This window comes from Planktothrix sp. PCC 11201, assembly GCF_900009135.1.
In the GTDB taxonomy this organism is placed as follows: domain Bacteria; phylum Cyanobacteriota; class Cyanobacteriia; order Cyanobacteriales; family Microcoleaceae; genus Planktothrix.
In genome coordinates, this window is record NZ_LT797706.1 from 241,844 (window position 1) to 253,274 (window position 11,431).

Consider the following 11,431-nt stretch of genomic DNA (forward strand, 5'->3'; position numbering starts at 1 on the left):
GCCCCACTTCCCCCGTCTCCCCTTAACACCCCCTCCTGGTGATAAACTTTGATATGGGTATTTTAAGAACATGAGGAATAACAGAGTATGGCATCCATCCGTAAGTTGCACCGACAACTGATCAAAAAAGAGCGCTCCGCCGTTGAGATCACCCAGGAAGCGCTGGATCGGATTGCACAACTCGAACCCCAATTAAAGAGCTTTCTCTGTGTGACTGCGGATAGAGCCTTAGAGCAGGCCCGTCAAGTGGATGCCAAAATAGCGGCAGGGGAAGAAATCGGCTTGTTAGCGGGAATTCCCATCGCCATTAAAGACAATATGTGCACCGAAGGAATTCGCACCACCTGTGGTTCCAAAATTTTAGAGAATTTTATCCCGCCCTACGAATCCACCGTCACCCAGAAACTGGCCGCAGCCGGGGCGGTGATGGTGGGAAAAACTAACCTTGATGAATTTGCCATGGGGAGTTCCACGGAAAACTCTGCCTATCAGGTGACAGCCAACCCTTGGGATTTACAACGGGTTCCCGGGGGGTCATCGGGAGGGTCTGCTGCGGCCGTAGCAGCCGAAGAAGCAGTGGTTTCCTTGGGTTCGGATACGGGGGGTTCCATTCGTCAGCCCGCGTCCTTCTGTGGGGTAGTGGGACTCAAACCCACCTATGGTTTAGTTTCTCGCTATGGGTTGGTCGCCTATGCGTCCTCTTTGGATCAAATTGGGCCCTTTGGACGCTCTGTGGAAGATGTGGCTATTTTATTACAAGCGATCGCTGGTCACGACCCGAAAGATGCCACGAGTTTAAACCTGCCCATTCCCGATTATGTTTCCGGGCTATTACCTTCATTGAGAGCCCGAAGTGGAATTAAAATTGGGGTGATTAAGGAAACCTTTGGGGAAGGATTAGATCCCATTGTGGAAAAAACTGTCACCAAAGCCATTAGTGTTTTACAGGAATCCGGTGCAGAAATTCAAGTGGTTTCTTGTCCTCGCTTCCGCTATGGTTTACCGACTTATTATGTGATTGCTCCTTCGGAGGCTTCGGCTAATTTAGCCCGTTATGATGGGGTGAAATATGGTTTCCGTTATCCCGATGCGGATAATTTAATTGAAATGTATCAGAAAACCCGGGCGCAAGGGTTTGGGTCGGAAGTCAAACGCCGGATTATGATGGGCACCTATGTGTTATCGGCGGGATATTATGACGCCTATTATTTGAAAGCCCAAAAGGTCAGAACTTTAATTAAGGAAGATTTTGATCGGGCGTTTAGTCAAGTGGAAGTGTTAGTTTGTCCGACCGCACCTTCAACGGCCTTTAAAGCGGGGGAAAAAACGGCCGATCCCTTGAGTATGTATTTATCGGATTTAATGACAATTCCCGTGAATTTAGCAGGTTTACCCGGAATTAGTGTGCCCTGTGGATTTGATGATCAAGGCTTACCGATTGGGATGCAATTAATTGGGAAACCCTTAGGGGAATCTCGGTTATTAGAAGTTGCTAATGCCTATGAACAAGCCACGGATTGGCATAATTATAAACCGCAAGGAATCTAATCTGTAAATATTAGGGTGGGCTTTGCTCACCTCTTTAATCCTTCTCTAATTTTTCTAACAGTTATGTCCTATAAAGTTAATGTTTCCATAGAAAAAACGGATTCAGGATATTTAGCCTATTGTCCAGAACTCTCTGAACAAACCTTTCAAGGAGATTCACTGGATTTAATTTTTTCTGAATTAAAAACTGTTATTCAAGCCGATTATCAACATCAAGTTTCCTCTGAAACTAAAAGAAAACCCATTTGGGAAATTGCCCAGGAGTTAACTCAAGATATTACTGAGGATGAACTTCAACTTCTTCCTGTTGATGGGGCACCAACAGCATAATCATTATATCTATGGAACTCCTAAAGAAAATCTATAGTAATCCTAAATAGGTTGTAACATTTCAACACTGATATGAAACAGCCAGAAGTATTATTTCTGTTCCCTGTTCCCTGTTCCCTGTTCCCTTTTGAGCACAAATTTTGAACACAACTCAAATAGGATTGCTATATGAGGGTAATATTTTTAGAATGGTATTGAGGTTATAATGAGTAATATCTGAAATTTTTACCGCAAATCTTAAAATGTCAACAACCTTAACAGATATTGGTACATTAATTGTTTCTACACCCGGAATTTGTGGGGGTCGCCCTCGGATTACGGGAACAAGAATGTCGGTTATGAGTATTGCAATTGATTATAATGCGGGCATGACTGTTGAAGAAATTTTACAAGAATTTCCCCACTTGAATTTAGGACAAATTTATGCAGCTTTAACTTATTATCATGTGAATAAATTCAGTATTGATCAGGAAATTACTGCTTATTATGAAGAATGCGATCGCTTAGAAAAAGAACAGCTCAACAGCTTATTAGCATCGGCATTAAAAACAAAAATTAACCCCCTTCTCTACAAGAACAAGGGGGTTAAGGATTCGAGCAAAAATTGACTACCCTATTTAATCCAACCAGCACTTAAAATAACTGTAATTCCCATAAAAATAATTGCCAACATCCAAGTAATCCGATTTAAGGTAGTTTCGGCACTTTTGGCGCTAGTAAATAATTGAGCTTGTCCACCAATACCCCCAATACCGTCTCCTTTAGGACTGTGGAGTAAGACCAGAATAATAATCCCTAAAGCCGATAAAGACCAAACCGCTTGTAATACTTGAGTAATCATGTTAAGAAGTTGATAATTTGAACAGAAAAATTAAACCGTCAAACCTTCAATTATAACCTATTTTTCCAGGAATTAATTTAAAGTTTTACCCGCATCGGAGTCCGATTTTCCCGAACTTCATAGGCGGCGGATTCAATCATAGAAACACCCGTCATTTCCGGGGGTTGAGGAATACCCAAAATCTGCAAAATCGTAGGGGCGATATCCGCTAAACAGCCATCTGTCCGCAAAGGAATATCGGTTCCATGACCTGGGATTTTGCGTTTTTCCCCTTCTATTAGGATAAAGGGAACAGGGTTAGTTGTGTGGGCTGTCCAGGGATTTCCTTCGGCGTCGCACATATATTCTGCGTTACCATGATCGGCAATAATAATCGCCGTCCCTCCAGCTTGACTAATACTTTGTAACAATATCCCTAAACAGTGATCAACGGTTTCAACCGCCTTTACCGCCGCACCCATCATCCCCGTATGTCCGACCATATCAGGATTAGCGTAATTAATCACAATCAGCGAGTAAATCCCCTTTTCAATACCTTCAATTGCCACATCCGTCACCGCTTCGGCAGACATTTCCGGTTGTAAATCATAAGTAGCAACCGAAGGACTAGGAATTAATTCTCGGTCTTCCCCGGGATAGGGTTGTTCTAAACCGCCATTAAAAAAATAGGTGACATGGGCATATTTTTCGGTTTCGGCTATGCGTAATTGCTTTAACCCGTGTTCAGCGATAACTTGTCCGAGAATATTATTTAGATTTTGGGGTTCAAAAGCTACTAATACGGGAAAATGAGAGTCATATTGAGTCAAAGTCACAAAGCTCAGGGGCTGAATATAGGAACGTTCAAAATCCTTAAAATCAGCATCAACAAACACCTGAGTTAACTCCCTCGCCCGGTCAGGACGGAAGTTAAAGAAAATCACCCCATCCCCTGCTTCCACCGCCCCAGGCGCGATCCGAGAGGGCACCACAAACTCATCGTTTATGCCTTCAGAATAGGAAGATAACATCACATCGGCGGCGGATAATCCATTGCCTTCGCCCTTGCTGGTCATTACTTCATAAGCTTGTTTAACTCGATCCCATCGTTTATCCCGATCCATGGCATAATAACGGCCACTAATTGTCACAATACGACCAATACCAATAGCATCAATTTGTTCTTGAAGTTGCTTAATATATTTAATTCCGTCTTTAGGATTTGTGTCTCGACCATCCATGATCGCATGAACACAAACATCCCTAATATTTTTAGCTTTTGCTAAGTTTAAAAGTCCGTATAAATGATCTAAATGGGAGTGAACACCACCATCGGAACATAAACCCATCAAGTGCAATTTGCCGTTTCTGTCTAAAACATCTTGACAAACTTTTAACAATGCCGGGTTATTTTGAATTGTGCCATCCTCAACCGCATCGGAAATTCTGACTAACTCTTGGGGAACAACGCGCCCCGCACCAATATTCAAATGACCCACTTCTGAATTTCCCATTTGACCCCCTGGTAAACCCACTGCCTTCCCAGAGGTGCGAATTAAGGTTCTGGGGTAAGCTATCCATAGGCTATCCATCACCGGGGTATTGGCAACGGCTATGGCATTTCCGTCGGCTTGTTCACGATAACCCCATCCGTCCAAGATAATGAGTACAACGGGAGATACAGATTTTGGTGCCATACCAAGTTACCTTTTCCTGCTTGTGGTGATTTCTGCCTAGATTATACCATACGGGGGAAGTCTGTTAATCACGAGAACTTTACAATGCTACCTATAAAACTTAAAATTCAGCAGTCAAAAGCTGATCCAAAACCTAAATTTTTAGGGCGTTTAATTAAATTTGCGATCGACTCCCTCAGCTTCCTTAAACCTTACTTACGATGGATAGTCCTAGGAGGAACATTATTTTTCTTGGCTGCAAATTTTAGGAAGCACTGGCAAGAAATTTCAGAAATTGATATTAGTTCAACGGCATGGATCTATCTCGGATTAGCTCTAATTATTACCCTTTCTGCCCATATTTGGTCAGCTTTTGTCTGGTTAATTATTGTTAAAGAATTTAAGCAAACGATTAGACCTCGTTGGGGATTACAGCTTTATTTAATCACTAATCTTGCAAAATATCTGCCCGGGAATATTTGGCATTTTTATGGGCGAATTATGGCGATGAAAGACTCTGGTATTGCCCTAGAAGCGGCGGCATTAAGTGTATTACTTGAACCCTTAATCATGGCAGTCGCCGCATTAGGACTGGCATTAATCAGCTATCATAGTTCCTATTGGATCATACAAATTCTATGTTTAATTGCTTTAGGACTTGGGATTCATCCTCGGATTTTAAACCCAATTCTGAAATATTTAGAAACCTCAAAATTCAAAAAACAACTATCTAATTTTCCCAAGGAAGCCTCCTGTCAATTAGATTATTATCCCCTCAAACCCCTATTCGGGGGGGCAAGTTTTGTTTTATTAAGATGGTCGGGTTTTATGTTGACTTTACTTGCCTTAACTCCCCTCACTTTTGAGCAAATTCCGATCTTATTAGGAGCCTATAGTTTTGCTTGGTTATTGGGATTATTAATTCCAGGTGCACCCGGAGGATTAGGAGTTTTTGAAGCCACTATTTTGGCTTTATTGAGTCAACAATTTTCCCCTGCTATTTTATTAGGTGCGATCGCATTTTACCGTTTAGTCAGTATTCTCGCTGAAACCCTGGGGGCATTATTAGCCAAATTAGATCAAAGATTCTTAGATAATTCTAATTGATAGGCTTTAACTAATAAGTCAATTCCCGTAATTGCTGTACCAACTACCACAGCATGGGCACCTAAATCCAGAGCTTTTCTAGCCATTTGGGGTGAAGCAACTCCTCCTTCACAAATTATAGGAACTGGCAATTGTTTCACCATTTGGGATAATAAATCAAAACCGGGAGGAGATTGATTTTGGGTGGCTTTTGTATACCCATATAAGGTTGTACCCACACAGTCTACACCCGCTTCTACAGCCCCTATTGCTGCCTCTAAACTATCCACATCCGCCATCACTAATTTACCTAATTCTTGATGAATTTTAGCAATTAAATTCCTGACGGTTTCTCCTTGGGGACGGTCTCGCAGAGTCGCATCAATTGCAATGATATCAGCCCCGGAGTTAGCGATCGCCACGGCATCTTCAAATCGAGGCGTAATATACACATCAAACCCAGGAATTTGTTGTTTCCATAGCCCAATAATCGGTTGAGAAACCCGTTGACGCACCGCTTTAACATGGGCTGGGGTATCAATTCTCACCCCTAATGCACCCTGGTTAACGGCGGCTTTAGCCATCGCTGCAATGACAATTGGATCATGTAGGGGGGAATCAATCGGTGCTTGACAGGATACAATTAATCCGTGAGTTAAGAGGGAAAAAAGATCAGATTTCATGTTAGATTGATTAGGGTAGGGCTGTTTCATTTTCTATTGTAAACCCTCCGACGTAACCCCCTAAATTATTATGAATATCTCCTTAACTCCTGAACTTGAGCAGTTTGTTCAGTCAACGGTCAAAAACGGCAAATATTCATCGGCTTCTGAAGTCATACTAGCGGCGTTACAATTACTAAAAGAACAGGAAATTTTAGCGGTTATAAATCCAGTTTTATCAGAAGGTGAGCAAAAATCAAACTATGATTTCTCTGATTTGGTAGGGCGATTAAATTGGCAAGGAGAAGCAGTTATAATACAGAGGCATCTACGGGATGAGTGGTAATCGCTATGTTTTGGATACGAATGTAATTAAAAATTAATTATTTGGAATTAAAACGATCTATTTCTTGTTGAAATATTTCTTTAAAAATTTGGGTAGCTTGAGGTTGAATAATTTTGGAAAATCGTTGGATTGATTCTTGGAGTAATTGGGGCATAACAGTAATGGTTTTTTTGCCTGTGGGTGTTTGATAAAAGTCAATTAGGGTTTGTAAATCTTCTTCTGTAAAGAATTTATCATACAAAGGATAATAAACTTTTTCCATGATTTGGTTAAAATCCAGTTTTTCCATTAATTTTTGATTATATTGAGTTAGGATGCGACTCATATCTTGGTTAATTTGATTAATCATCTCTTGTTTCTTTTCTGGAGAGATTCCCGATGTTTCTGGTACAATAGATTCTAAAATCCCAGTAAATTCTTGTTGAAGTTGGGCGGATGTAATTTGGCTAACCTGTCTAAAGAGTTTTTCTCCTCCGGTGATTTCTATTAATTCCCTGATCAGTTGACGTTTACTTTCAGAAACAGATTGTTGAGATAATTCTAATGGAGGTTTGGGAGTCGATTCTGCTTTGACAGGTACGGGAAAAAATACCCCTAAAGATAAAATAGTTCCCAGTAATAAAATTCGCTTGAAGAACATAAAAAACTCTCCTGATTTTTGAGATGATATTACCAAAAATGCGATAGTGTTAGCGCCTGCGCGGGGATAGCCTCACCCGAAGGATTTTAACCAAAGATTGAAATATATGCTATAATCCGAGATTCATTGTGTAATCTTCATACAGAATTTTATTAGAATGGCAACTCAGCCAACTATTGCAATCTCTCACCTCGGATGCGAAAAAAATCGCATTGATACCGAACACATCTTGGGTCTATTGGTACAGGCCGGTTATCAGGTTGATTCTAACGAAGAATTAGCGGATTACGTGATTGTCAATACCTGTAGTTTTATTGAAGCCGCCCGGGAAGAATCGGTTCGCACCCTGGTAGAATTAGCCGACGCCAAAAAGAAAATTGTGATTACCGGGTGCATGGCGCAGCACTTCCAAGAACAACTATTAGATGAACTCCCCGAAGCCGTTGCGGTGGTGGGAACCGGAGACTATCATAAGATTGTCGATGTGATCAAACGGGTGGAACAGGGAGAACGAGTTAAAGAAGTTTCCGCCGAACCCACCTATATCGCCGATGAAACTGTCCCCCGTTATCGTACCACCAGTGAAGGTGTTGCCTATCTGCGGGTAGCGGAGGGTTGTGACTATCGTTGCGCTTTTTGTATTATTCCCCACTTGCGCGGAAACCAACGATCGCGTACTATAGAATCAATTGTTACTGAAGCCCAGCAATTAGCCGATCAAGGGGTTCAGGAAATAATCCTTATTTCTCAGATCACGACCAACTACGGACTGGATCTCTACGGTGAACCCAAACTGGCAGAATTATTAAGGGCATTAGGAAAAGTTGATATTCCCTGGATACGGATGCACTATGCCTATCCAACGGGGTTAACCCCAAAAGTAATTGCAGCAATGCAAGACACCCCTAACGTTTTACCCTATTTAGATTTACCGCTACAACATTCACACCCCGATGTGTTACGCGCGATGAACCGTCCCTGGCAAGGACGAGTCAACGATCGAATTATCGAAACGCTGAAAACCGCTATCCCAGATGCGGTGCTTCGTACCACATTTATTGTTGGTTTCCCAGGAGAAACTGAGGAACATTTTGAACACCTGCGGGAATTTGTGCAGCGCCACGAGTTTGATCACGTTGGCGTGTTTACCTTCTCTCCCGAAGAAGGAACCCCCGCTTATAAATTGCCGGATCAACTGCCTCAAGGAGTCATGGATGCCCGCCGGGATGCCTTAATGGAGGTACAGCAACCCATTTCCCTCAAGCAAAATCAAAAATCGATCGCCAAGGTGGTAGACGTTCTCATTGAACAACAAAATCCCCAAACCGGAGAACTGATCGGTCGTTCTTCCCGTTTCGCCCCCGAAGTAGATGGTTTAGTCTATATCGAAGGCGATGCCCGTTTGGGTTCAATGGTGAAAGTCCAAATCACCGATGCCGATGTTTATGATCTCTATGGTTACGTCTTAGAATAAAATGTTAGCCCTTAAAAGCTTACAGGTAAGCCATTTCACCGAAATCGCCACAAATTTTAAGAAATTTGTTGTTATATTTCTGAATGTTAAGCGTTATCCTAGAGAGAGATGGTCTATAAAGAGTCTGATTGACTAAACAACCTCACCGGTTGTGAAAAAAAGTGAGTTCAGGAACTTTTGAAGACCTTGGAATGTAAATAGGTTCCAAGATGCCCGAGAGACAGCGTAACTCAACGTTTGTAGAGAGCTACGTCAAGCGTTATAGCAAAACTAATAAACCTCTGCATTGTAGTAAAAGTGTCTCAAATGGATAGGGTAGGGTCAGGAACCGGGCTAAAACACATAGATAGGAGAATGAATGAGTCCATCTTTTGCAAGCTTAGGAATTTCCGAAGAACGTGCTAGTTATCTGGAAACAATAGGCTTTAGCGAGCCAACCACCATTCAAGTCGAAGCAATTCCCCATATTTTGTCTGGACGGGACGTGGTGGGACTGGCTCAAACCGGGACGGGCAAAACAGCCGCCTTTTCATTGCCCATTCTGGAGCAACTGGATACAAGTGCAAAGGGCGTACAAGCGTTAATCCTGACCCCAACTCGGGAGTTAGCCATGCAGGTTAAAGAAGCGATTCGGAAAATGACCGATGATCGCAGCTTGTATGTGTTAACCGTTTATGGCGGTCAGTCCATTGACAGACAAATCCAACGGTTACAACAAGGTGTTCAGATTGTCGTTGGCACACCTGGACGGATTTTAGATTTACTCAACCGGGGTAATCTGAAATTTGACCGGATTAAGTGGTTAGTGTTGGATGAAGCCGATGAAATGTTAAGCATGGGCTTTATTCAGGATGTAGAAAAAATCCTAGAATCCGTTGCTGAAGATCGGCAAACGGCGTTTTTCTCGGCTACGATGGAGCCTTCGATTTGGAAACTGGTGAAGAAATTCCTCAAAAATCCAGTCACCATTAAAGCTGAAAACCCCAAAGCTACCCCCAAACGCATTGAACAGCGTGCTTATATGGCTCCCCGTGGGTGGTCAAAAGCCCGGGCGTTGCAACCGATTTTAGAATTAGAAGATCCCGAATCAGCGATTATTTTTGTTCGCACCAAACAAGCTGCTGCGGAGTTAACGACTTTCCTGCAAGCCGCCGGTCATAGCGTTGACGAATATCATGGCAACTTGAACCAAACCCAACGGGAACGGCTACTGCAACGATTCCGTCGCCGTCAGGTGCGTTGGATCGTGGCCACGGATATCGCTGCCCGGGGATTGGATGTGGATCATCTCAGCCATGTAATTAACTACGATTTACCCGATAACGCGGAAAGTTATGTTCACCGGATTGGTCGGACAGGTCGCGCCGGACGGGAAGGAATCGCCATTACGCTGATTCAGCCGATTGATCGCCGGAAACTGCGGTTAATTGAGCGCCATTTGAATCATAACTTTACGGTGTTGTCGGTTCCTAAGCGATCGCAAATTGAAGGCCGTTATATTGAACGGTTACAAGGACGGGTGCGGGAAGCTTTAGCCGGAGAACGGGTTGCCTCCTTCTTGCCGATTGTGGCCCAATTGAGTGAGGAATACGATCCCCAGGCGATCGCGGCGGCGGCTTTACAACTAGCCTACGATCAAACTCGCCCCAGTTGGTTAGATTCCGAATTCGCTGCCGAGGAGGAAGAAATGCCACTACCGTCTTCCAAACCGAAATTAAATCGTCGGGTGGTTCCTCGTCCTTCGGTTTCCCAGGGCGTTGAATAGGATTCAAGGAATCACGGTTTCTAGCGATTACGATTAAAATAGATACACCAGATGCTATTGATTGTATCTGGTGGATTTTTTTATCAGTCATCAGTCATCAGTCATCAGTCATTAGTTTATTGCCCATTACCCATTACCCATTATTACCCATTACTTATAATTAATAATTATTAGACCCATGCAGACTAATTCTCAGGACTCCCATCTTAACTCCCTCAGACAATGGGCAAATTTAATTGCGATTATAGTCGCATTTGGAATTAATGTCTTAGCGAATTTAGCTCCCTTTAATGGGTTAACAATTGGAGAAATTTCTAATACAGTTTTTAGAGATGTTAAAATTATTCCGGCTAATTATGCTTTTGCCATCTGGGGCTTAATTTATCTAGGTTTATTCGGTTTTGCCCGATATCAATTTTTACCTCAAAACCAGGAAAATCAGCGATTAGAGAAGTTAGGTTTTGCCTTGGTTTTGGCTAGTATTTCCCAAATAATTTGGGTATTTTTATTTCAATATCAGATGTTTTTTTTGTCCCTGGGGGCAATGATAGCCATTTTAAATTCCTTAATTGTGGCTTATTTACGATTAAATGTTGGCAGGGTTAGAGTATCTAAACAAGAACGCTGGTATGTTGATCTTCCGATTAGTATTTATTTAGCTTGGATTAGTGTCGCAACCATTGTCAATGTAGCTTTGGTTTTGGAAAATTGGCAATGGAAAGGCGGGGGAATTTCACCGGAATTATGGACAGCGATTTTATTAATTATTGCCGGAACCTCAGCGGCTATTTTAATTATTGAACGCAATGAAATTGCCTATCCTTTTGTTATTATGTGGGCACTTTGTGCGATCGCTGTTCGCCAAGCTACCCAACCTTTAATTTTAGTCACGGCGATCGCTGTATCTCTATCTTTAGGATTATTTGGATTAAGTTTAACTATTTTACGACGAAGGATTTAAGCAGATTAACACAGATTAAAATCTGAACACGGATTAAACGGATTACGCTGATTAACCCTGCCCTCGACTTGATTGGGGGACAGATTAAAATCCGTGAAATCCGTGAAATCCTCTTAAATCCGC

The 11,431-nt window shown here is 42.3% G+C and carries 12 protein-coding genes; 8 read left to right on the top strand and 4 right to left on the bottom strand.

Annotation, left to right across the window (positions count from 1 at the left end; genetic code table 11):
• The first annotated feature begins 87 nt into the window (after positions 1-87).
• From gatA to PL11201_RS18285, 3 genes are all read left to right on the top strand, one after another.
• Positions 88-1,548 carry an Asp-tRNA(Asn)/Glu-tRNA(Gln) amidotransferase subunit GatA gene (gatA, locus tag PL11201_RS18275; protein ID WP_079680313.1) on the top strand — a complete coding sequence of 487 codons (1,461 nt, stop codon included), beginning with the start codon at positions 88-90 and terminating at the stop codon, positions 1,546-1,548.
• Positions 1,549-1,611: 63 nt separating this feature from the next.
• Positions 1,612-1,878 (top strand): type II toxin-antitoxin system HicB family antitoxin, encoded by a 267-nt coding sequence (locus PL11201_RS18280; RefSeq protein WP_144017815.1) that lies wholly within the window; start codon positions 1,612-1,614, stop codon positions 1,876-1,878.
• Between the two features lie 242 nt (positions 1,879-2,120).
• Positions 2,121-2,486, top strand: a complete 366-nt coding sequence (locus PL11201_RS18285) for a DUF433 domain-containing protein (RefSeq protein ID WP_079680315.1) — start codon at positions 2,121-2,123, stop codon at positions 2,484-2,486.
• A gap of 5 nt (positions 2,487-2,491) precedes the next feature.
• On the opposite strand, the gene secG is transcribed toward PL11201_RS18285, so the two are convergent.
• Positions 2,492-2,719, bottom strand: a complete 228-nt coding sequence (gene secG, locus PL11201_RS18290) for a preprotein translocase subunit SecG (RefSeq protein WP_079680316.1) — start codon at positions 2,717-2,719, stop codon at positions 2,492-2,494.
• A 77-nt stretch (positions 2,720-2,796) separates the two neighbouring features.
• On the bottom strand, positions 2,797-4,395 hold the full coding sequence (gene gpmI, locus PL11201_RS18295; RefSeq protein WP_079680317.1) for a 2,3-bisphosphoglycerate-independent phosphoglycerate mutase: 1,599 nt from the start codon (positions 4,393-4,395) through the stop codon (positions 2,797-2,799).
• A gap of 84 nt (positions 4,396-4,479) precedes the next feature.
• On the opposite strand from gpmI, the gene PL11201_RS18300 reads away from it, so the two are divergent.
• Positions 4,480-5,481 carry a lysylphosphatidylglycerol synthase transmembrane domain-containing protein gene (locus PL11201_RS18300; protein WP_079680318.1) on the top strand — a complete coding sequence of 334 codons (1,002 nt, stop codon included), beginning with the start codon at positions 4,480-4,482 and terminating at the stop codon, positions 5,479-5,481.
• Here PL11201_RS18300 and PL11201_RS18305 read toward each other — a convergent pair.
• Positions 5,454-6,143 carry an N-acetylmannosamine-6-phosphate 2-epimerase gene (locus PL11201_RS18305; RefSeq protein WP_079680341.1) on the bottom strand — a complete coding sequence of 230 codons (690 nt, stop codon included), beginning with the start codon at positions 6,141-6,143 and terminating at the stop codon, positions 5,454-5,456. The genes PL11201_RS18300 and PL11201_RS18305 overlap by 28 nt on opposite strands.
• 70 nt (positions 6,144-6,213) lie before the next feature.
• Between PL11201_RS18305 and PL11201_RS18310 the strand changes: the two genes are divergently transcribed.
• The gene (locus PL11201_RS18310; protein WP_079680319.1) at positions 6,214-6,468 is read left to right on the top strand and encodes a type II toxin-antitoxin system ParD family antitoxin; all 255 of its coding nucleotides are present in this window, start codon (positions 6,214-6,216) and stop codon (positions 6,466-6,468) included.
• A 37-nt stretch (positions 6,469-6,505) separates the two neighbouring features.
• Here the strand turns inward: PL11201_RS18310 and PL11201_RS18315 are convergent, their stop codons facing one another.
• A complete protein-coding gene (locus PL11201_RS18315; RefSeq protein WP_079680320.1) occupies positions 6,506-7,108 on the bottom strand; it encodes a DUF2059 domain-containing protein in 603 nt (200 codons plus the stop codon).
• Positions 7,109-7,265: 157 nt separating this feature from the next.
• On the opposite strand from PL11201_RS18315, the gene rimO reads away from it, so the two are divergent.
• From rimO to PL11201_RS18330, 3 genes are all read left to right on the top strand, one after another.
• On the top strand, positions 7,266-8,582 hold the full coding sequence (gene rimO / locus PL11201_RS18320) for a 30S ribosomal protein S12 methylthiotransferase RimO (protein ID WP_079680321.1): 1,317 nt from the start codon (positions 7,266-7,268) through the stop codon (positions 8,580-8,582).
• A gap of 358 nt (positions 8,583-8,940) precedes the next feature.
• Positions 8,941-10,347: a DEAD/DEAH box helicase gene (locus tag PL11201_RS18325; RefSeq protein ID WP_079680322.1), complete on the top strand. Its 1,407-nt coding sequence runs from the start codon at positions 8,941-8,943 to the stop codon at positions 10,345-10,347.
• A gap of 178 nt (positions 10,348-10,525) precedes the next feature.
• A complete protein-coding gene (locus tag PL11201_RS18330) occupies positions 10,526-11,308 on the top strand; it encodes a hypothetical protein (RefSeq protein WP_079680323.1) in 783 nt (260 codons plus the stop codon).
• Positions 11,309-11,431 lie beyond the last annotated feature (123 nt).

Coding starts and splice junctions, on each gene's coding strand:
- PL11201_RS18330 (WP_079680323.1), top strand. CDS start 10,526: ATGCAGACTAATTCTCAGGACTCCCATCTTAACTCCCTCAGACAATGG.
- gatA (WP_079680313.1), top strand. CDS start 88: ATGGCATCCATCCGTAAGTTGCACCGACAACTGATCAAAAAAGAGCGC.
- rimO (WP_079680321.1), top strand. CDS start 7,266: ATGGCAACTCAGCCAACTATTGCAATCTCTCACCTCGGATGCGAAAAA.
- secG (WP_079680316.1), bottom strand. CDS start 2,719: ATGATTACTCAAGTATTACAAGCGGTTTGGTCTTTATCGGCTTTAGGG.
- gpmI (WP_079680317.1), bottom strand. CDS start 4,395: ATGGCACCAAAATCTGTATCTCCCGTTGTACTCATTATCTTGGACGGA.
- PL11201_RS18280 (WP_144017815.1), top strand. CDS start 1,612: ATGTCCTATAAAGTTAATGTTTCCATAGAAAAAACGGATTCAGGATAT.
- PL11201_RS18310 (WP_079680319.1), top strand. CDS start 6,214: ATGAATATCTCCTTAACTCCTGAACTTGAGCAGTTTGTTCAGTCAACG.
- PL11201_RS18315 (WP_079680320.1), bottom strand. CDS start 7,108: ATGTTCTTCAAGCGAATTTTATTACTGGGAACTATTTTATCTTTAGGG.
- PL11201_RS18300 (WP_079680318.1), top strand. CDS start 4,480: ATGCTACCTATAAAACTTAAAATTCAGCAGTCAAAAGCTGATCCAAAA.
- PL11201_RS18285 (WP_079680315.1), top strand. CDS start 2,121: ATGTCAACAACCTTAACAGATATTGGTACATTAATTGTTTCTACACCC.
- PL11201_RS18305 (WP_079680341.1), bottom strand. CDS start 6,143: ATGAAATCTGATCTTTTTTCCCTCTTAACTCACGGATTAATTGTATCC.
- PL11201_RS18325 (WP_079680322.1), top strand. CDS start 8,941: ATGAGTCCATCTTTTGCAAGCTTAGGAATTTCCGAAGAACGTGCTAGT.